The sequence below is a fragment of the Streptomyces sp. SA15 genome (genome assembly GCF_002291145.1).
GTDB lineage: Bacteria > Actinomycetota > Actinomycetes > Streptomycetales > Streptomycetaceae > Streptomyces.
This window is the reverse complement of sequence record NZ_NTGE01000221.1, coordinates 95,008-115,882: the sequence shown is the minus strand read 5'-3', so window position 1 is coordinate 115,882 and position 20,875 is coordinate 95,008. Positions and strand designations below refer to the sequence as shown.

Annotated in this window: 16 protein-coding genes; 4 read left to right on the top strand and 12 right to left on the bottom strand. The window is 70.6% G+C overall.

Annotated features, from left to right (window positions below; all coding sequences use genetic code 11):
* Positions 1-4: 4 nt before the first annotated feature.
* The 12 genes from pgeF to rsmH all read right to left on the bottom strand — a co-directional run bounded on the left by pgeF (position 5) and on the right by rsmH (position 14,828).
* Positions 5-736 carry a peptidoglycan editing factor PgeF gene (pgeF, locus tag CLM62_RS47850; RefSeq protein ID WP_095756189.1) on the bottom strand — a complete coding sequence of 244 codons (732 nt, stop codon included), beginning with the start codon at positions 734-736 and terminating at the stop codon, positions 5-7.
* Between the two features lie 10 nt (positions 737-746).
* A complete protein-coding gene (gene ftsZ / locus CLM62_RS47845; RefSeq protein ID WP_095756188.1) occupies positions 747-1,943 on the bottom strand; it encodes a cell division protein FtsZ in 1,197 nt (398 codons plus the stop codon).
* Between the two features lie 278 nt (positions 1,944-2,221).
* Entirely contained in the window at positions 2,222-3,019 is a 798-nt protein-coding gene (locus tag CLM62_RS47840; RefSeq protein WP_095756187.1) for a cell division protein FtsQ/DivIB, read from the bottom strand.
* Between the two features lie 58 nt (positions 3,020-3,077).
* Positions 3,078-4,175 (bottom strand): undecaprenyldiphospho-muramoylpentapeptide beta-N-acetylglucosaminyltransferase, encoded by a 1,098-nt coding sequence (murG, locus tag CLM62_RS47835; RefSeq protein ID WP_095756186.1) that lies wholly within the window; start codon positions 4,173-4,175, stop codon positions 3,078-3,080.
* A gap of 6 nt (positions 4,176-4,181) precedes the next feature.
* Positions 4,182-5,537: a putative lipid II flippase FtsW gene (gene ftsW / locus CLM62_RS47830; RefSeq protein ID WP_095756185.1), complete on the bottom strand. Its 1,356-nt coding sequence runs from the start codon at positions 5,535-5,537 to the stop codon at positions 4,182-4,184.
* A gap of 91 nt (positions 5,538-5,628) precedes the next feature.
* Positions 5,629-7,083: a UDP-N-acetylmuramoyl-L-alanine--D-glutamate ligase gene (gene murD / locus CLM62_RS47825; protein ID WP_179382537.1), complete on the bottom strand. Its 1,455-nt coding sequence runs from the start codon at positions 7,081-7,083 to the stop codon at positions 5,629-5,631.
* Entirely contained in the window at positions 7,065-8,135 is a 1,071-nt protein-coding gene (mraY, locus tag CLM62_RS47820) for a phospho-N-acetylmuramoyl-pentapeptide-transferase (protein WP_095756213.1), read from the bottom strand. Before mraY ends, murD begins: the two co-directional genes overlap by 19 nt.
* Positions 8,135-9,541, bottom strand: a complete 1,407-nt coding sequence (murF, locus tag CLM62_RS47815; protein WP_095756183.1) for a UDP-N-acetylmuramoyl-tripeptide--D-alanyl-D-alanine ligase — start codon at positions 9,539-9,541, stop codon at positions 8,135-8,137. The genes mraY and murF overlap by 1 nt, the downstream gene beginning before the upstream one ends.
* 4 nt (positions 9,542-9,545) lie before the next feature.
* Positions 9,546-11,075, bottom strand: coding sequence for a UDP-N-acetylmuramoyl-L-alanyl-D-glutamate--2,6-diaminopimelate ligase (locus tag CLM62_RS47810; protein WP_095756182.1), 1,530 nt, complete (start codon positions 11,073-11,075; stop codon positions 9,546-9,548).
* Between the two features lie 178 nt (positions 11,076-11,253).
* Positions 11,254-13,218 carry a penicillin-binding protein 2 gene (locus CLM62_RS47805; protein ID WP_306457983.1) on the bottom strand — a complete coding sequence of 655 codons (1,965 nt, stop codon included), beginning with the start codon at positions 13,216-13,218 and terminating at the stop codon, positions 11,254-11,256.
* A gap of 5 nt (positions 13,219-13,223) precedes the next feature.
* Entirely contained in the window at positions 13,224-13,829 is a 606-nt protein-coding gene (locus tag CLM62_RS47800) for a hypothetical protein (RefSeq protein WP_095756180.1), read from the bottom strand.
* A 42-nt stretch (positions 13,830-13,871) separates the two neighbouring features.
* Positions 13,872-14,828: a 16S rRNA (cytosine(1402)-N(4))-methyltransferase RsmH gene (gene rsmH / locus CLM62_RS47795; RefSeq protein WP_095756179.1), complete on the bottom strand. Its 957-nt coding sequence runs from the start codon at positions 14,826-14,828 to the stop codon at positions 13,872-13,874.
* Between the two features lie 421 nt (positions 14,829-15,249).
* Here rsmH and CLM62_RS47790 point away from each other — a divergent pair, with 421 nt between their 5' ends.
* The 4 genes from CLM62_RS47790 to CLM62_RS47775 all read left to right on the top strand — a co-directional run bounded on the left by CLM62_RS47790 (position 15,250) and on the right by CLM62_RS47775 (position 20,835).
* Positions 15,250-15,798 (top strand): carbonic anhydrase, encoded by a 549-nt coding sequence (locus tag CLM62_RS47790; RefSeq protein WP_257004520.1) that lies wholly within the window; start codon positions 15,250-15,252, stop codon positions 15,796-15,798.
* 239 nt (positions 15,799-16,037) lie between these two features.
* Positions 16,038-17,072: a MoxR family ATPase gene (locus CLM62_RS47785; protein ID WP_095756177.1), complete on the top strand. Its 1,035-nt coding sequence runs from the start codon at positions 16,038-16,040 to the stop codon at positions 17,070-17,072.
* Positions 17,072-18,433, top strand: a complete 1,362-nt coding sequence (locus tag CLM62_RS47780) for a DUF58 domain-containing protein (protein ID WP_095756176.1) — start codon at positions 17,072-17,074, stop codon at positions 18,431-18,433. The genes CLM62_RS47785 and CLM62_RS47780 overlap by 1 nt, the downstream gene beginning before the upstream one ends.
* Complete coding sequence (locus CLM62_RS47775) at positions 18,430-20,835, top strand: DUF3488 and transglutaminase-like domain-containing protein (protein WP_179382536.1); 2,406 nt, start codon at positions 18,430-18,432, stop codon at positions 20,833-20,835. The genes CLM62_RS47780 and CLM62_RS47775 overlap by 4 nt, the downstream gene beginning before the upstream one ends.
* The last annotated feature ends 40 nt before the right edge of the window (positions 20,836-20,875 follow it).

Sequence of the window (20,875 nt, the reverse complement as noted above, 5' to 3'; positions counted from 1 at the left end):
TCCATCAGTCCAGCCAGACATAGCCCGCGAGCCGACCCGTGGTGCGGTCGCGGCGGTACGAGAAGTGATCCTGCGACTCCAGCGTGCACACCGGCGACTGCTCCCGGTCGCGCACCCCGAGCCGCTCGAGCTGCGCGTGCACGCCAGCGCTCACATCGACCGCCGGCGTGCCCCACCTCGTCTCGGCGTGCGCCGCCGGTTCGACGGCGGCCACCTCGGCGCGCATGGCGTCCGGCACCTCGTAGCACCGGCCGCACACCGCGGGCCCGGTGCGGGCGACGATCCGGGACGGCTCGGCACCCAGTTCCACCATGGCCCGTACGGCGGCGGGAACGACCCCGGCGATCATGCCGGGCCGGCCCGCGTGAGCCGCGGCGGCGATTCCGGCGACGGGGTCGGCGAGCAGGACGGGGGTGCAGTCGGCGGTGAGAACGGCGAGGGCGAGACCCCTGCGGGCGGTGACGACCGCGTCGACCGACGGGATCTGAGCAGCGGAACCCCAGGGTCCGTCCACCACCACCACATCCGCCCCGTGCACCTGGTTCATCCAGACCACCTGAGCGGGGTCGAGCCCGAGGGATTTGGCCGCCAGCTCACGATTCGTGCGTACGGCGTCGGGGTCGTCGCCGACCGCTCCGCCGAGGTTGAGCTCCTCGTACGGAACGGCGCTCACCCCGCCCCACCTGTCGGTGAAGGCGAAGTGCGCGCCGTCCACGGTGTCGCGCTGTTCTATCACGTCAGGAGCATCACTTAAGGAAGTCCGGCACGTCCAGCTCTTCCGCCGCGCTGTCGGAGTAGGACCGCGACGGCGGGACCGGCGGGGAGACCGGAATGTCGGCGACCGGCTCGGGTGCCGGCTCCGGCTCCTCCTTCGGCGTGACGCTGCCGAGCGAGCCGAAGCTGGGACGGCTCTCGGGCTGCCGTACCGGAGTGGGCTCCTCACGGCGGGCCGAGGACGAGGCCGAGCCGAGGATGTTGTCGCGCTTGGCCGGCGGCTGACCCCCGTCGAAGCCGGCCGCGATCACGGTGACCCGGACCTCGTCGCCGAGGGCGTCGTCGATCACCGCTCCGAAGATGATGTTGGCCTCGGGGTGGGCGGCCTCGCTGACCAGCTGGGCGGCCTCGTTGATCTCGAACAGGCCGAGGTCGGAGCCGCCGGAGATGGAGAGCAGCACGCCCCGGGCGCCGTCGATGGACGCCTCAAGGAGCGGGGAGGAGATCGCCATCTCAGCAGCTGCGACGGCGCGGTCGTCGCCGCGGGCCGAGCCGATGCCCATGAGGGCGGAACCGGCCTCGGACATGACCGACTTGACGTCGGCGAAGTCGAGGTTGATCAGGCCGGGCGTGGTGATGAGGTCGGTGATGCCCTGAACGCCGGAGAGCAGGACCTGGTCCGCCGACTTGAAGGCGTCCAGGACCGAGACCTGGCGGTCCGAGATGGACAGCAGCCGGTCGTTCGGGATGACGATCAGGGTGTCGACCTCTTCGCGGAGCTCTGCGATGCCGTCCTCGGCCTGGTTCGCGCGGCGCCGTCCCTCGAAGGTGAACGGGCGCGTGACCACGCCGATGGTGAGGGCACCGAGCGAGCGTGCGATGTTGGCCACGACGGGCGCGCCGCCGGTGCCGGTGCCGCCACCTTCACCGGCCGTCACGAAGACCATGTCGGCCCCCTTGAGGACCTCCTCGATCTCCTCGCGGTGGTCCTCGGCGGCCTTGCGGCCGACGGCCGGGTTGGCTCCGGCGCCGAGTCCGCGGGTGAGTTCGCGGCCGACGTCCAGCTTGACGTCGGCGTCGCTCATCAACAGAGCTTGCGCGTCGGTGTTGATGGCGATGAACTCGACGCCCTTGAGACCGACCTCGATCATCCGGTTGATGGCATTGACACCACCGCCGCCGACACCGATGACTTTGATGACTGCGAGGTAGTTCTGCGGTGCTGCCACGTCGAAGGCCTCTCGCCTCGAGTTACGTGTCGTCGACTCGCGGTGCGCCGCGATCCGACGACTGATGCCGATTGGGACGGTCCGTATCGCCGACCCGAACCCTAACGTTGAAGTTTAGGGTTACCAGTGTGTCTGTTCCCTGGAGTCTTCTGAACAGGACACTAAGTCGACAAGTGGCGCACGTTCAACGAACACGCCGAACCTCCCGTTTTTCTTTTCACCCTATGTGATCAGGCGTAGCGCTGCCCAACCAGGGTGCTGGCCTGCGCGGATGTGCGTCAACTCCCTGATGACGCAGGCGCGGTGGGAACGCTGACATCGAAGTGCCGCGCGCCGGGAGATGCTTTCATGAGAGCGGTGAGCGTGCGTGCCTTCGCGGCGCCCTTCTCTCCGCTCCCCCATGCGACGATCCGCCCGTCGCTCAACTCCAGTGAGATGTCGTCGTACGAACGCACCTTGACGGTACGGGTGTCGCGTGCGACGGCGGCCGGAATGGCACCGGCGACCCGGACCGCCTCCTTCACCAACCGGTCCTCGCCGAAGCGGCGCAGGCTGGCTGCGCGCGAGTCCGGTCGGGAGAGCGTCAATTCCAGTGCGGGCACGCCTTTCGGAGCTTCAGAAACTGTGGCGAATCGGACACCTTCATCGTCCACTTCGATAAAGTTTCGACCCTTTTGGACAAGCAGAACCGGAGTACGCTCAGTCACTTTCAGCCCGATTCCGTGAGGCCAGGATCGGACTGCCTCAACCACGTCAATTCGGGGCAATTTCTGACGCAGTCGCGCCTCAATCACATCGGTGTCGACGGAAATCAGCGGCCCTCCGACCGTGATGTCCGCGGCCTCGCGCACCTGCGCGGGCGTCAGGACCCGTGTCCCGGAGACGGATACGCGCTCCACGCGCAGCCAGGACGAGCCGTACAACACCCAGACGGAGCCGGCCCCGAGGAGCATGAGCGCGACGGTAAGGATGATGATCGTACGAGGCGGGGGCGGCTTGAGCCTCCGGACGGGCGGCGGGCCGGGCGCCGCTTCCTGCTGTCGTTCACCGCGCTCGGCGGTCGTCGATCCGGCCACGCTGCCTGCCTTCCGGTCATGCGGTCCTGTCAGACGGCCCTCATACAGTCACACAGTCCTATCGGTGTGCACGGCTGGCGGCGATCGCCTCGTACACCATCCCGACGAGCAGGTCGTCGGCGTCCCGGCGGCCGAACTCGGCGGCGGCGCGGGACATCTGGTACAGCCGGTGCGGGTCGGCGAGCACGGGCAGGACGTTCTGCTGGACCCACTGGGGAGTCAGTTCCGCGTCGTCGACCAGAAGTCCGCCGCCGGCCCTGACCACCGGCTGGGCGTTCAGCCGCTGTTCGCCGTTGCCGATGGGCAGCGGGACGTAGGCGGCCGGGAGCCCGACGGCGGAGAGTTCGGCGACGGTCATCGCGCCCGCGCGGCAGAGCATCATGTCGGCCGCGGCGTACGCGAGGTCCATCCGGTCCACGTACGGTACCGGGATGTACGGGGGCATTCCCGGCATCTGCTGTACGTGCGGCAGTTCGTTCTTCGGTCCGACCGCGTGCAGGATTTGGATCCCGGCCTGCTGGAGGTACGGAGCGACCTGCTGGACCACCTCGTTGAGCCGGCGGGCGCCCTGCGAGCCGCCGGAGACCAGCAGCGTCGGCAGGTTCGGGTCGAGCCCGAAGGCGGCCCGGGCCTCGGGGCGCCTGGCTGCCCGGTCGAGGGTGGCGATGGAGCGGCGCAGCGGGATGCCGATGTAGCGGGCGTCGCGCAGCTTGCTATCGGGTGTGGAGACGGCGACCTGGGCGGCGTACCGCGAACCGATCTTGTTGGCGAGGCCGGGGCGGGCGTTGGCTTCGTGGATGACGATCGGCACCCCCAGGCGCTTGGCGGCGAGGTAGCCGGGCAGCGCGACGTATCCGCCGAAGCCGACGACGGCGTCCGCCTTGGTGCGCTCCAGGATCTGCTCGGCGGCCTTGATCGTGCCGCGCAGCCGGCCCGGGACGGTGATCAGCTCGGGGGTCGGCTTGCGTGGCAGCGGTACCGCGGGGATCAGCGCGAGCTCATAGCCCCGCTCCGGTACGAGCCGGGTCTCCAGGCCGCGCTCCGTGCCCAGGGCCGTGATTCCCACGGCCGGGTCCTGCCTGCGCAGGGCGTCCGCGAGGGCGAGCGCGGGCTCGATGTGGCCGGCGGTCCCCCCACCGGCGAGTACGACATGCACCGAAATTCACCGCTCTCCGGACGAGCGCGCCGCCGAGGCACGCCGTCGCATCGTGTTCCATCTCCGAGGCCCCCGCACAGGACCTCCCGCCCGCTTTCTACCAAAGCGGGGTTGCCGCATCGAAAGCGCCGCCCGCGCAGCGGGCTCGTCGCGCGCGAAGGCGATCAGCAACCCGATGGCGAACATGGTCGGCAGCAGGGCGGACCCTCCGTAGGAGAACAGCGGGAGAGGGACGCCGGCGATCGGCAGCAGGCCGAGCACCGCACCGATGTTGATCACCGCCTGAGCGGTGATCCAGGTGGTCACGCCTCCCGCGGCGTACCTCACGAAGGGGTCCTCCGTGCGTCCGGCCACGCGGATACCCGCATAGCCTAGAGCCGCGAAGAGGGCGAGTACCGACAGCGTCCCCGCCAGGCCCAGTTCCTCGCCGGTGACGGCGAAGATGAAGTCCGTGTGCGCTTCGGGGAGTTGACCCCATTTCTCCACACTTGCACCGAGCCCGGAACCAAAAATTCCGCCGGAGGCGAGCGCATAGATCCCGTGCACGGCCTGCCAGCAGTCGACGGGTCCGGACTGCGGTTCGGTGGCGCCGAGGCACTGCAGACGGGCCATGCGGTTCGCGCTGGTCCTGATCAGGACCAGCCCGATCAGGCCGGCGACCGACAGCACCCCGGCGAACATCCGCGTGGGCGCGCCCGCCAGCCACAGCAGGCCGAACAGGATCGCCGTGAGGATGATCGCCGTACCCATGTCGCCGCCGAGCATGATCAGCCCGAGCAGCATGAAGGCGACCGGCACGAGCGGCACCAGCATGTGCTTCCACTGGGTCAGCAGCTTCTTGTCCTGCTTGCGGGCGAGCAGGTCGGCGCCCCACAGCACGAGGGCCAGCTTGCCGAACTCGCTGGGCTGGATCTGGAAGGAGCCGCCGAGCGAGATCCAGTTCTGGTTGCCGTTGACCGACACCCCTATCCCCGGAATCTGCACCAGCGCCATCAGGAAGACGGCACCCGCCAGGATCGGGTAGGCCAGCGCCCGGTGCAGCTTCACCGGCATCCGGGAGGCGATCAGCATCAGCGCCCCGCCGAGGACGGCCGCGAGGAGTTGCTTGCGGAAGAAGTACGAGCCCGGCAGGGACATCTGCAACGCCGTGATCTGGGAGGCCGAGTAGACCATCACCAGGCCCAGCACGGTGATCAGCAGGCTTCCGCCGAGGATCAGGTAGTACGCGGTCAGCGGCCGGTCCCAGGCGCGGCGGGCGCGCGTGTACAGGCTGAGGAACGGATTCTCGCGCGAGGCGCGGGGAGCGACAGGGCGTCTGGCGGCCCGCTGCACGGGCGGCCGCCCGGTACGGCTACCGGGCATCGGCTTCTCCCGCCCGATCGAACCCGGGCCACATCCGAGTCACGCGTCCCTCCAAGGGTCCCGATGCACCCGCCGTGGCCAAGACCCACTGTCAGGTGCCCGCGCCGAGTTCGCGAACCGCCTCCGCGAACGCGTCACCGCGCTTGTTGTAGTTGGTGAACATGTCCATGGAGGCACAGGCCGGGGCCAACAGGACCGTGTCGCCTTCGACCGCGAGCCGCTTGGCCTCCTGGACAGCCTGGAGCATCGCCCCAGTGTCGGTCCGGTCGAGGTCGACGACGGGTACTTCCGGGGCGTGTCGCGCGAGGGCTTCACGGATCAGCGCTCGATCCGCGCCGATGAGCACCGCCCCGCGAAGTCGCTTCGCCGACTTGGCGACCAGCTCGTCGAAGGTGGCGCCTTTCGCCAGTCCGCCCGCGATCCACACGATCGACTCGTACGCCGCCAACGAGGCCTCGGCCGCGTGGGTGTTGGTGGCCTTGGAGTCGTCGATGTACGCGACCCCGTCCACATCCCCGACGTGCGCGATGCGGTGGGCGTCCGGTGTGAAGGCCCTGAGGCCGTCCCGTACGGCCGTGGCGGGCACCCCGAAGGCGCGCGCGAGGGCCGCTGCCGCAAGGGCGTTGGCGACGTTGTGCGGGGCGGGCGGGTTGACGTCGGAGACCTCGGCGAGTTCCTGGGCGTTCTTGTGCCGGTTCTCCACGAAGGCGCGGTCGACCAGGATGCCGTCCACGACGCCGAGTTGGGACGGCGCGGGCGTGCCGAGGGTGAAGCCGACGGCCCGGCAGCCCTCCTCGACGTCGGCCGCGCGCACCAGGTCCTCGGTGGCCTTGTCGGCGACGTTGTAGACGCAGGCGACGCGGTTGCCCTCGTAGATACGGCCCTTGTCGGCGGCGTACGCCTCCATGGAGCCGTGCCAGTCGAGGTGGTCGGGGGCGAGGTTCAGTACGACGGCGGAGTGGGCGCGCAGGGAGGGCGCCCAGTGGAGCTGGTAGCTCGACAGCTCCACGGCGAGGACGTCGTAATTCTCCTCGCCGAGGACCACGTCCAGCAGGGAGACACCGATGTTGCCGACGGCGGCCGTGCGCAGGCCCGCCGCCTTCAGGATGGAGGCGAGCATCTGGACGGTGGTGGTCTTGCCGTTGGTGCCGGTGACGGCGAGCCAGGGCGCGGCGTCGGGGCCGCGCAGCCGCCAGGCGAGTTCGACGTCGCCCCAGACCGGGACCCCGGCAACGCGTGCCGCCGCGAACAGCGGCTTGTCGGGCTTCCAGCCGGGCGTGGTGACGATGAGCTCGGTGCCCTCCGGCAGGGTCCCCGCGGCGGAGCCGCTAATGGATGCAGTGTCGCCGAGGCGCACGGTGATGCCGAGCGCCTCCAGCTCCGCCGCCTGCGCCCGGGCGCGCTCGTCGTCGCCGTCGTTGACGACGGTGACGTGCGCGCCGAGGCCGTGCAGCACCTTGGCCGCCGGGATGCCTGAGACACCCAGCCCGGCGACGGTGACGTGCTTGCCCTTGAGCTCCGAGGAGGTCACTTGTCCGCTGCCCATCCCGCGTAGAAGAGGCCCAGTCCGACGATCACACAGATTCCCTGGATGATCCAGAAGCGGACCACGACAAGGACTTCGGACCAGCCCTTGAGTTCGAAGTGGTGCTGGAGTGGTGCCATGCGGAAGACGCGCTTTCCGGTCATGCGGAAGGAGCCGACCTGGATGACGACCGACATGGTGATGAGGACGAAGAGGCCGCCGAGGAGCGCCAGCAGCAGCTCCGTACGCGAGCAGATCGCGAGGCCGGCGAGCACACCGCCGAGCGCGAGCGAACCCGTGTCACCCATGAAGATCTTGGCCGGCGAGGTGTTCCACCACAGGAAGCCGAGGCAGGCGCCCATCAACGCGGCGGAAACGACGGCGAGATCCAGCGGATCGCGCACTTCGTAGCAGGCGCCCGGGTTGGTCAGCGTCTCGCCGTTGGCGCAGGACTCCTGGAACTGCCAGACGCCGATGAAGGTGTAGGCGCCGAAGACGAGGACGGAGGCGCCGGTGGCCAGACCGTCCAGACCGTCGGTCAGGTTCACGCCGTTCGACATCGCAAGGATCATGAACAGCGCCCAGACGACGAACAGCACCGGGCCGATCGTCCACCCGAAGTCCGTGATGAACGACAGCTTCGTCGAGGCCGGGGTGTTGCCGCGGGCGTCCGAGAACTGCAGCGAGAGCACCGCGAAGCTGATGCCGACGATCAGCTGGCCGGCCATCTTGGCCTTGGCCCGCAGGCCCAGCGACCGCCTCTTGACGATCTTGATGTAGTCGTCGAGGAAACCGACCAGGCCCATGCCGACCATCAGGCCGAGCACCAGCAGACCGGAGTAGGTCGGGGTGTAGCCCGTGATGAGCTTGGACAGGAAGTACGCGGCGACCGTGGCCAGGATGAAGGCGATACCGCCCATGGTCGGCGTACCGCGCTTGCTGCCGTGCGTGCGCGGGCCGTCGTCGCGGATGTACTGGCCGTAGCCCTTGCGCGCGAGCAGTTTGATCAGCAGCGGGGTGCCGACCAGTGTCAGGAAGAGGCCAATGACTCCTGCGAACAGGATCTGCTTCATCATCGGGCGGCAACCTCACCCTCGGCACCGGTCTCGATGAGCGCCTGCGCCACGCTCTCGAGCCCGACCGACCGGGACGCCTTCACGAGAACGACGTCCCCCGGGCGCAACTCGCTGCGCAACAGGTCGACCGCCGCCTGTGCGTCGGACACGTGCACCGACTCCTCACCCCACGAACCCTCGTTATATGCGCCCAGTTGCAGCCAGGACGCTTCCCTGCCCCCGACCGCGACGAGCTTGCTGACGTTGAGCCGGACGGCGAGCCGTCCGACCGCGTCGTGCTCGGCGAGCGCCTCGTCCCCGAGCTCGGCCATCTTGCCGAGCACCGCCCAGGTCCGCCGCCCCTTGCCCATGGCTGCCAGCGCGCGCAGGGCGGCCCGCATGGACTCGGGGTTCGCGTTGTAGGCGTCGTTGACGACCGTCACGCCGTCCGGGCGCTCGGTGACCTCCATACGCCAGCGGGAGAGGGAGCCCGCCTCGGAGAGCGCGGTGGCGATCTCTTCCGCGGACATGCCCAGTTCGTGGGCGACGGCGGCCGCGGCGAGCGCGTTCGACACGTGGTGCTCACCGTACAGGCGCATGGTCACATCGCTTGCACCGGAGGGTGTGTGAAGCCTGAAGGCGGGCTGTCCGCTGTCCGTGAGTCTCACGTTCTCGGCGCGTACGTCCGCTTCGCCGGACTCTCCGAAAAGGATCACCTTCGCCTTCGTACGGGATGCCATGGCCCGTACGAGGGGATCGTCGGCGTTGAGGACCGCCGTACCGTCTTCCGGAAGAGCCTCTACGAGTTCGCCCTTGGCCTGCGCGATCTGCTCGCGGCCGCCGAACTCGCCGATGTGGGCGGTGCCGACGTTGAGCACCAGGCCGATCTTCGGCGGCGTCAGATCGGTGAGGTAGCGGATGTGGCCTATGCCGCGGGCGCCCATCTCCAGCACGAGGAACTTCGTCTCCTCGGTGGCGCTGAGCGCGGTCAGCGGCAGCCCGATCTCGTTGTTGAGCGAGCCCGGGGTCCACACCGTCGGCGCCTTGTGCTGGAGCACCTGCGCGATCAGGTCCTTGGTGCTGGTCTTGCCCGCCGAGCCGGTGAGGGCGACGAGGGTCGCGCCGAGCCGTCGTACGACATGACGCGCGAGGGCGCCGAGGGCCCTCTGGACGTCGTCGACGACGATCGCGGGCGCTCCGACCGGGCGCGAGGCCAGGACGGCCACGGCACCCGCCGCCACGACCGCGGTCGCGAAGTCGTGGCCGTCCACGCGCTCGCCGACGAAGGCCGCGAAGAGGGTGCCGGGTTCCACCTCTCTGGAGTCCCGGACGACCGGTCCGGTGACCTGCACGGACGGATCCGGTATGTCGTACGTCTGCCCGCCGACGACTGCTGCGATCTCGGCGAGAGAGAGGGCGATCACAAGTTCATCCCTGGGTCTTCTGGATAGCTTCGCGAAGCACCTGGCGGTCGTCGAAGGGACGCACCACCCCGGCGATGTCCTGGCCCTGCTCATGGCCCTTGCCCGCGACCAGCACGGTGTCGCCGGGCCGGGCGCGGGCCACGGCGGCGGCGATCGCGGCGGCCCGGTCCTCGAAGACCTGGACCTCACCGCGCTCGTGTGCCGGTACGGACGCGGCGCCCTCGAGCATGGTGGCGAGGATCGCGAGGGGGTCTTCGGAGCGGGGGTTGTCGGAGGTCAGTACGGCGGTGTCGGCGAGCCGGGCCACGGCGGCGCCCATCGGCCCGCGCTTGGTCCTGTCACGGTCTCCGCCGCAGCCGAGCACCACGTGCAAGCTGCCCTCGGTGACCTTGCGGAGCGCCTTGAGGACCGATTCGACCGCGTCCGTCTTGTGGGCGTAGTCGACGACCGCGAGGTAGGGCTGCCCGGCGTCCACGCGCTCCAGGCGACCCGGCACGCCCGGCACTGCGGCGATGCCGTCGGCGGCGGACTGCGGGTCGAGGCCGGCGGCGGCGAGGGCGACGATCGCGGCGAGGGTGTTGGCCACGTTGAAGGGCCCGGCGAGCGGCGACTTGGCGGCGATCCGCTCGTCCTTGGGGCCGATCACGGTGAACGTCGAGTCCAGCGGTCCGACGTGGACGTCCTCGGCCCGCCAGTCGGCGTCCGGATGCCCCTCGGCGGAGAAGGTGACGACCGGGACGGTGGCTTCCTTGGCGAGCCGGCGGCCGTACTCGTCGTCGACGTTGACCACGCCCAGTTTGCTGCGTTTCGGCGTGAACAGCTGCGCCTTGGCCCGGAAGTAGTCCTCCATGTCGGAGTGGAACTCCATGTGTTCCGGGCTGAGGTTGGTGAAGACGCCGATGTCGAAGACACAGCCGTCGACGCGCCCGAGGACGAGGGCGTGGCTGGAGACCTCCATGGCGACCGCCTCGACACCGCGCTCGCGCATGACCGCGAACAGGGCCTGGAGGTCGGTGGCCTCGGGGGTGGTGCGCTCGGACTTGATGCGCTCGTCGCCGATGCGCGTCTCGACCGTGCCGATGAGGCCGGTGCTGCGCACGGTTTTGAGCCCGCCCTCGACCAGGTAGGCGGTGGTGGTCTTGCCGGAGGTGCCGGTGATGCCGATCTGGAGCAGGTCGCGGCCGGGGTGGCCGTAGATCGTGGCGGCCAGCTCGCCCATCCGCGCGCGCGGGTCGTCGGCCACCAGGACCGGGAGCCCGGTCGCGGCGGCGCGCTCGGCGCCGGTCGGGTCGGTCAGCACGGCGACCGCGCCGAGGCCGGCGGCCTGCGTGACGAAGTCGGCGCCGTGCAGGCGGGCGCCCGGCAGGGCTGCGTAGAGGTCGCCTGGGCGGACGGCGCGCGAGTCATGGGTGATGCCCGTGACCCCGACCGTGCTCTGCGGGCTCTGCGACGGAGCGGCGCCCAGCTGATCGGCCAGCTCCGCGAGGGGTGTGGCGGAGACCTGGACCGGCCGGGGCGGTCCCGGATATGTCACGGGTGCGCCCTTCTGGGTGGTTCGGGACTGATCAGCGTGTGGCACGGCGGTGAGCGTACCGGGCGCACCCGCCCGGGGGCGAAGTGAGGGGCTGGGCGCGCTCTCGTTCCCGGAATCGGGGGTGATCGTTGTCACGACGTGGTTCCTGGTGGCTCGGTGCTGATCGGAATGAGGCTGATCAGGGTCGGTAGGTGACCGGGAGGTTGGCGGCCCTCGCGCCGGTCGGCGGGACCTGGAGGGTCTTCAGGGCGAACTCCATGACCTGCTTGTAGACGGGTCCGCAGATCTGGCCGCCGAAGTAGTTGCCCTTGGTGGCGTTCTGGATGGCGCAGTAGACGGTGACGCGGGGCTTGTCCGCGGGCGCGAATCCGGCGAAGGACGACGTGTAGCCCTTGTACTTGCCGGTGGCCGGATCCACGCGGTTGGCCGTGCCCGTCTTGCCCGCGACGCGGTAGCCGGGGATCCGCGCCTTGGTGCCGGTGCCCTCCTCGTCGTCCACCACCGACTCCAGCATCCGGGCCAGCGTCTTCGCCGTCTTTTCGCTGATGACCCTGGTCTTCTTGGGTGTCGCGGCGGGGACGAAGCGTCCGTCGGGTCCCTTCGTGCCGCGGACGAGCGTGGGATCGACGCGTACGCCGCCGTTGGCGATGGTCGAGTAGACGGACGCCGCCTGCATCGCGTTGAGGGACACGCCCTGGCCGAAAGGAATCGTGTACTGCTGCGATGTGGACCACTGGTCCGGCGCCGCGAGAATGCCCGGCGTCTCGCCGGGGAAGCCGAGGCCGGAGTGGCTGCCGAGGCCGAACTTGCGCAGGTAGGAGTAGAGGACCTGGTTGGCCTGCTTCTGTGTCTTGCCGAGCTGGCCGGTGGCCAGGATGGTGCCGATGTTGCTGGACTTGGCGAGCACGCCGTTGAGCGTGAGGTACCAGGTCGGATGGTTGATGTCGTCCTTGAACAGCCGGTCTCCGCGATGCAGGCGGTTGGGCACGACGACGTGCGTCAGCGGATCGGCGACGTTCTCCTCCAGTACGGCGGCCATCGACATGACCTTGGCGGTCGAGCCGGGCTCGAACGCGTCCTGGACCGCGGCGTTGCCCATGTCCGCCGACCTGGCCTCGGACAGGTCGTTCGGGTCGAAGCCGGGCGAGTTGGCCATGGCGAGGACCTCGCCGGTCCGCGTGTCCTGCACGATCACATAGCCGCGGTCCGCGCCGGACTCCTTCACCTGCTCGGTGATCGCGTTCTGCGCGGCCCACTGGATGTCCCGGTCGACGGTGAGCTCGACGTCGCTGCCGGGCACGGCGGGCGTCTCGGTGGAGCCGACGGTCGGCACCTGGCGGCCCCCGGACTGGGCGTAGCGGATCTTGCCGTCCTTGCCGGCCAGCAGGCCGTTCAGCTGCTGTTCGATGCCGCCGCCGCCCTTGCCGTCGGCGTTGACCCAGCCCAGTATCCCGGCGGCGAGGTCGCCGTTGGGGTACACGCGCTTGGTGGTGGGGACGGCCAGGACGCCCGCGAGGACGTTGACCGTGCTCCTGTCGGTCTCGGACTTGGTGGCCAGCGCGGTCTTCAGGTCCTTGATCTGCTTCCAGACCTGTGGGGTCTGGCGGCTCGCGAGGACGACGTAGCGCAGCTTCTTGTCCTCGGGCCTGAGCTTCTGGACGATCGTGTCCTGCTCCTGGCCGAGGATCGGGGCGAGCAGGGCGGCCGCCTGCTCGGGCCCGTCGTCGACCTTCAGCTGCTCGCGGGTGAACAGTGTGGGGTCGGCCGTGATGGTGTACGCGTCGACGCTGGTCGCGAGGGCCACGCCGGTGCGGTCGGTGATCCCGCCGCGCTCGGCGGCCAGCGTGTAGCCGACGTACCGGTTCTGCTCGGCCTTGGCGGCGTAAGTGCTCGCGTCGACGGCCTGTACCTGGAGCAGCCGTAGGACGAAGGCGATCAGTACGAGGGTCAGCGCGACGCCGACCAGGCGCAGCCGGGGGCGGGGGCTGCCCAGCTGGATGACGCGGGGCATGGGGCGGGGCGCTGGTGGGCGGCGGGCCGGGCGGGAGCCGGGGCCCGGGCGCCGCTGGCCGACGGGGCGGGCGGAGCGCTCGGGGCGTGCGGGTCCGGGCACGCGGCGGCGCGGCGGTTCCCTGTCGGACACTTCCGTCACCTGCCGGGGGTCGTGGTCGTGTAGGGCTGGGGGATCTGGGCGGGCGGGGGTGGGGTGCGCGTCGCCGGGGGCGTCGGCGTCTGCGTCTGCGTCTGCGTCTGCGTCTGCGGGATGAGCGCCGGTGTCGGCGCGGTGGCCGTCGGGGCGCCGGGGGTCGGGAGCGGGCCGGTGAGGTCGTCGAGCACCTCGGGTGCGAGGACGAGGGGCATGCGCGCGGAGGCCGGCTCGGGAGCGGGGGCGGGGGACGGGACGCCCTTGACGGTGCCGTCGGGGTCGAGGAAGGCCGGATCGCCGCCGGGCACCATGCCGAGCTCCTGGGCGCGGCGCTGGAGGGCCTCGGGGGCGGAGTAGGCGTCGATGTCCCGCTGGAGGGCCTGCTCCTCGTCGGTGAGGCTCTTCGTCTCCTTCTGCAGATCGTCCAGCTCGAACGACCCTTCGCTGATCGCCGAGTTCAGCACCAGCAGCCCGATCAGGCCGCCGCCGAGGAGCAGGACGACGAGGAGGACGAAGGGGGTACGGGCGGCCTGCCCGGGGCTCGCCGTACCCGGGATGAGCCGGGCGAGACGGGCGGCCCTGCCCCTCAGTTGGGGTTTCCTACTCACTGGCCCTCCCCCGAGTCCGGCTTCCCGACCCACGCACGCCCCTCACTCGATGTCCTCCCTGATGCGCTGAGCCCCGCGCAGGCGCGCCGGTGCCGCCCGCCGGTTCTCGGCGACCTCTTCCTCGGTGGGAAGTTCGGCACCGCGCGTGAGCAGCTTGAGCCGGGGCTGGTAGCGCTCGGGGACGACCGGCAGCCCGGCCGGGGCGGTGGAGGCGGCGCCGGCCGCGAAGACCTGCTTGACCAGCCGGTCCTCCAGCGAGTGGTACGACAGGACGGCGATCCGGCCGCCCACCTCGAGCGCCTTCACCGCGGCCGGGATCGCCCGTTCCAGGACGGCGAGTTCGCCGTTGACCTCGATGCGCAGGGCCTGGAAGGTGCGCTTGGCCGGGTTGCCGCCGGTGCGCTTGGCGGCCTGCGGCAGCGCGTTACGGATCAGCTCCACGAGCCGCCCGCTGTTCACGAACGGCTCCTTGTCGCGCTCGCGCACGATCGCGGCCACGATCCGCTTGGCCTGCTTCTCCTCGCCGTACACGCGCAGGATGCGGACGAGCTCGCCCGGCGGGTAGGTGTTGAGGACCTCTGCGGCGCTCATGCCGGTCGACTGGTCCATGCGCATGTCGAGCGGGGCGTCCTGGGCGTAGGCGAAGCCGCGGTCGGCCTCGTCGAGCTGCATGGAGGAGACACCGAGGTCGAACAGGACGCCCTGGACCCGCGGGATGCCGAGCCTGTCGAGCACCTCGGGCAGCTCGTCGTACACGGCGTGCACCAGGGTGGCGCGCTCCCCGTACGGCGCGAGCCGCTCGCCGGACAGGCGCAGGGCCTCCTTGTCGCGGTCGAGGGCGACGAGGCGGGCCTCGGGGAACCGGGCGAGAAGCGCCTCGCTGTGGCCGCCGAGGCCGAGGGTGCAGTCGACGACGACCGCTCCCGGGCGCTCCAGGGCGGGGGCCAACAGGTCCAGGCACCGCTGGAGCATCACCGGGACGTGTCGACTCTGGCTCAAGAGGGCCTCTCAGCTCCGCAGGGCGTCGTACGTACCGCCGGGTCCCCGCCCGCTCGTGAAGGGGAGGCCTGCCGGCGCCGGAAGCGTCAGCCGGCCGGGAGCGGGAGGAGGCCGAGCCGTACGTACGCGCCGCGCACGTGGGGAGAGCTCCGGAAAATCGCCGGGGTCTCCGGGGAAAATCAGTCCAGCAGGGAGGCCTCGCCTCCCGCTTCGCGTCACTTTAGTCCACCCTGTCTTCCGGTCAATCAACCGGCCTGCGCGTCGCGAGCCGGGGTAAGGGTGGAGCGGCAGGGCGCGAAGAATCACTCGTGCGGCCGCCCGCCCGCCATCCGTGTGGGTTAGCTCACAACAAGCCCCAATGGCATTCTTTGTCCTCCCTCACAGCGGGCCGGGACGGGCCGTGACCAGTACCGTCATGGATATGACGACTTCCGCATCGGTTCCCGCAGGTCCCGAAGCCGCCATAGTCACCGGCGGCACCGTCACCGACCGCCTCGTCGAGGCGAACGAGCGGTACGCCGCCGCCTTCAGCGACCCCGGGATGGACGCCCGTCCCGTCCTGCACGTCGCCGTCGTGGCCTGCATGGACGCCCGTCTCGACCTGCACGCCGCGCTCGGTCTGGAACTCGGTGACTGTCACACCATCCGCAACGCCGGCGGTGTCGTCACCGACGACGTGATCCGCTCGCTCACCATCAGCCAGCGCAAGCTGGGCACGCGGAGCGTCGTCCTCATCCATCACACCGGCTGCGGCCTGGAGTCGATCACCGAGGACTTCCGCACCGAACTCGAGATGGAGGTCGGCCAGCGCCCCGCCTGGGCGGTGGAGGCGTTCCGGGACGTCGACCAGGACGTACGGCAGTCCATGCAGCGTGTGCGCACCTCGCCGTTTCTGCTGCACACCGACGACGTGCGCGGATTCGTGTTCGACGTGCAGAGCGGCCTTCTGCGCGAGATCGACCCCGCTTAACCATCCGCCGCAGCTGTCGATTCGCTGTTAATTTCCGGCCCCAGGGGTACCAAAAAGGCCGCAAGACCCGACATATCGCGGGCAGTTGTCCACAGGCGAGTGACACGAATCGGTAACGGCAGCAAGAATGCGGTTGTGGCAACACGCGGAACTTTTCACGTGTGGTGTCCGTGTTTCGGGGTGGGCCGGTTACGCATCACAGAGCGTCGGCCCGGAAAGAACGGGCCGAGGAGGGCCGGGTGACGACCTATGACGATCGAGCGAGCCTTACTGATCTGACCGCCGTGGTGGAGCGGGTACGCAGTTCGGTGGAGGGCGTGATCGAAGGAAAGCCCGAGGTCGTACGGCTCTCGCTGACCGTGCTGCTCGCTGAGGGACATCTCTTGATCGAGGATGTTCCCGGTGTGGGCAAGACCATGCTGGCCAAGGCGATGGCGCGATCCATCGACTGTTCGGTGCGCCGCATCCAGTTCACGCCCGACCTGCTGCCCTCGGACATCACTGGTGTGTCCATCTGGGACCAGCAGCGCAAGGACTTCGAGTTCAAGCCGGGCGCCATCTTCGCGCAGATCGTGATCGGCGACGAGATCAACCGCGCCTCGCCGAAGACCCAGTCCGCGCTGCTGGAGTCGATGGAGGAGCGCCAGGTCACCATCGACGGGCAGACATACGAGCTGCCCAGCCCCTTCATGGTGGTGGCCACCCAGAACCCGGTCGAGATGGAGGGCACCTACCCGCTGCCGGAGGCCCAGCGCGACCGCTTCATGGCCCGCGTCTCCATCGGCTACCCCAGCGCGGAGGCCGAACTGCAGATGCTCGACATCCACGGCGGGGTGAACCCCCTGGACGACCTCCAGCCGGTGGCGCACGCACACGAGATCGTGAAGCTGATCGACGCCGTCCGCGGCGTCCACGTCGCCGACACGGTCCGGCGGTACGCGGTCGACCTGGTCGCCGCCACCCGCACGCACCCCGACCTGAGGCTCGGCGCCTCCCCCCGCGCGACGCTGCACCTGCTGCGCGCGGCGAAGGCGGCCGCGGCCCTCAGCGGCCGGGAGTACGCGCTGCCGGACGACGTGCAAGCCCTTGCCGTCGCCGTGCTGGCGCACCGTCTGCTGCCCACCGCGCAGGCCCAGCTGAACCGCCGTACGTCGGAGCAGGTGGTGCAGGAGATCCTGCAGCAGACCCCGGTTCCCGCGGCGCCCCAGCAGAGCGGCCTCGGGCTGGGCCGCGGCACGCCCGCGTACCCGCAGCAGCGGCCGCGGAGGCTTTGATGACCACTGGCGGGCTTGGGCGCGCGGAGGCCGACCGGGGCGACAAGGGCGGTGTGCGCACAGCCCTGGCCGGACTGACGACCCGCGGCCGCTCCTTCTTCGCGGCCGGAATCGCCGCGGCCATCTGCGCGTACGTCCTCGGGCAGAGCGATCTGCTGCGGGTCGGGCTGCTGCTGGCCGTGCTGCCCCTGATCTGCGCCACGGTGCTCTACCGCACCCGCTACCGGGTGGCCGGCAGCCGCCGGCTCTCCCCCGCGCGCGTGCCCGCCGGCAGCGAGGCCCGCGTCCATCTGCGGATGGACAACGTCTCGCGGCTGCCCACGGGCCTGCTGATGCTCCAGGACCGGGTGCCGTACGTGCTGGGTCCGCGCCCCCGCTTCGTGCTCGACCGGGTCGAGCCGGGCGGGCGCCGCGAGGTGTCCTACCGCGTCCGCTCCGATCTGCGCGGACGCTATCCGCTGGGCCCGTTGCAGCTGCGCCTGACCGACCCGTTCGGCATGTGCGAGCTGACCCGGTCCTTCTCGACGTACGACACCCTGACCGTGATCCCGCGTGTGGAGCCGCTGCCGCCGGTGCGCCTCAGCGGCGAGGCGAAGGGGTACGGCGAGGGGCGCCAGCGCTCGCTCGCCCTGGCCGGCGAGGACGACCTCATCCCGCGCGGGTACCGCTACGGCGACGACCTGCGCCGGGTGCACTGGCGCTCCACCGCGCGCTACGGCGAGCTGATGGTGCGCCGCGAGGAGCAGCCGCAGCGCTCCCGTTGCACGGTGCTCCTCGACACCCGGGGCCTCGCCTTCCAGAGTGCGGGACCCGATTCGGCTTTCGAGTGGGCCGTGGCGGGCGCCGCCTCCGTCCTGGTGCACATGCTCGAACGGGGCTTCTCCGTGCGGCTGTTGACGGACACCGGCAACTCCGTGCCCGGCGAGGGCGCCGACGGGTTCGCGGGCGCGAACCAGGAGTCGGCGGACGCGGCCGGAATGATGATGGACACCCTCGCGGTGATCGACCACTCGGACGGCACCGGTCTGTCCCGGGCGTACGACGTGCTGCGCAGCGGGACCGAAGGACTGCTGGTGGCGTTCTTCGGCGACCTCGACGAGGAGCAGGCCGCGGTGGCCGCCAAGATGCGGCAGCGCAGCGGAGGGGCGGTCGCCTTCGTGCTGGACAGCGACACCTGGGTGCGGGAACCGAGCGACGTGCCCGGTCCGTTGGACAGGAGCGAGGAGCGGCTGCGGATGCTGCGTGAGGCGGGCTGGACGGCGCTGAGCGTGCCGCGGGGCGCTTCCTTGAGCGACCTGTGGCGTCAGGCGGACCGGGAGCGCACGGGCGTCGCAGTAGCGGGCAGGGGGGACGGATCATGAGCGGGCGGGCACGACTGACGCTGTGCTCCTGGGCGGCCACGCTGATGGCCTCCTGCGCCCTGCTGCCGTTGGTGGAGCCTGCTACCTGGATCCTGCAGGCCGCCTTCCTGCTGGCGGTGCAGACGGGCGTGGGCGCGGCGGCCCGGCGGGTGCCGCTGGCCCGACCGTTGACCCTGGCGGCGCAGGCCCTGGTCACGCTGGTGCTGCTGACCCTGACCTTCTCGCGTGAGCAGGCCTTCGCCGGGCTGATCCCCGGGCCGGACGCCTTCGTCCACTTCGCCGACCTGCTCCAGCAGGGCAGCGACGACATAGCGCGGTACGCGATCCCGGCGCCGCTGGAGTCCGACGGCATCCGGCTGATGCTCGTCGGCGGCGTCCTGGTGATCGGTCTCGCGGTGGACACGCTCGCGGTGACCTTTCGCAGCGCGGCCCCGGCCGGACTGCCGCTGCTCGCGCTGTACTCCGTCGCCGCCGGGCTGTCCGACGGCGGGACCGACTGGCTGTGGTTCCTGGTCGCGGCGGCCGGCTATCTGCTGCTGCTCCTGGCCGAGGGACGGGAGCGGCTCGCACAGTGGGGCCGCGTCTTCGGCGGGGCGGCGCGCACTCCGGGTGCTCCGGGTGCGGAGTCCGGCGGGACGGTGGCGCCGGTCCGCACCGGCCGGCGCATCGGTGTGGTCGCGCTGGGCGTCGCCCTCGTGGTGCCGCTCGCCCTGCCCGCGATGAACGGCGGGCTGCTGGACGGCGCCGGGACGGGCGTGGGCTCAGGGAGTGGGGGCGGGGGCACGATATCCGCGGTGAACCCGCTGGTGACGCTGCGGGACAGTCTGAACGTGGACGAGGACCGTCAGGTCATGTCCCTGCAGACCGACACCGACACCGACGTCTCGAACCTGTACCTGCGGATCGTGTCCCTGGACGACTTCGACGGCACCACCTGGAAGCCGTCCAAGCGGGCCATCACCGCCGTACCGGACGGCGAGTTCCCGACCCCGATCGGCCTCGCTCCGGACATCAAACGCACGGAGATCGAGACGATCATCTCGGCGTCCGACTCCTACGCCCAGAACTGGCTGCCGATGCCGTACCCGCCCAGCGGCGTGCGGATCAACGGCAACTGGCGCTACGAACCCGAGGGCATGACGCTCGTCGGCGACCACGGCCAGACCACGCGTGGTGCGACGTACGAGGTGAAGAGCCTGGAAGTGCAGCCGACCGCCGAGCAGCTCTCCTCGGCCCCGGCGGCGCCCGCGGCCCTGAGGCGCGAGTACACCGAGCTGCCGGACTCGCTGCCGGAGGTGGTGGCCAGGACCGCCCGCGAGATCACCGCGGACGCCACGAACCCCTACCAGCAGGCGGTCGCCCTCCAGGACTACTTCGCCATCACCGGCGGCTTCGAGTACGACACCCAGGTCCAGGTCGGCAGCGGCTCGCAGGCGATCGCCCGCTTCCTGAGGGACAAGCAGGGCTTCTGCGTCCACTTCTCGTTCGCGATGGCGTCCATGGCCCGGTCCCTGGGCATACCGGCGCGGGTCGCGGTGGGCTTCGCGCCCGGTTCCCCGCAGGCGGACGGGTCGGTGTCGGTGGGGCTGAAGGACGCCCATGCCTGGCCCGAGCTGTACTTCGAGGGCGTGGGCTGGACCCGCTTCGAGCCGACCCCGAACCGCGGTTCGGTGCCGACGTACACCGTGCCGGAGGCCCCCGGAAGCACGCTCCCGGACCCGGCGGTACCGTCCCGGTCGGCGAGCTCGGCGCCCTCGGCCGCGCCCTCGGCGAGCGAGAGCTGCACGGCGGAGGAGAAGAAGCTTCAGGCGTGCGAGAGCGAGTCCCCGCAGGCCGCCCTGGGCAAGGACGACGGCGGTCCGATGTGGCCCGCGATCCTGTGGTGGGCCCTCGGCGGCCTCGCTGTCCTGGCGATCCCGCTGGCCCCGATGCTGTGGCGGCTGCGAACCCGGGCCGTACGGCTGGGCGGGCTCGGTCGTCGTACGGAGGCGGACTTGGCGGCACACACCCTGGCGGTCTGGCAGGAGTTGACCGATACGGCGTGGGACTTCGGGATCCTGCCGGACGAGTCGCAGACCCCGCGCAAGGCGGCCGCCCGGATCGTCCGGCTCGGGCATCTCGACCCGACGGCCGCGGCCTCGATGCACCGCGTCGCGGACGCCGTGGAGCAGCTCCTCTACGCGCCGCGGCCGCGCCCGACGGCGGGGCTCGCGGAGGACGTCCGCCGGGTGATCGGCGCGCTGCACGGCACCGCCGAGCGAGGTACGAAGCTGCGGGCGGTGCTGGCGCCGCGTTCCACTGTGCGAGTGGTCTGGGCGGCGTCGGAGTGGTGGACCGGCGTCAAGGCCCGCGCGGCGGCGGCACGACCGACTCTGCGCAAGCCGTCGGACCAGCGGGGGTGAGTGGGCTCCCGGCCTGATTTCCCTTCAGGATTCCCTTCAA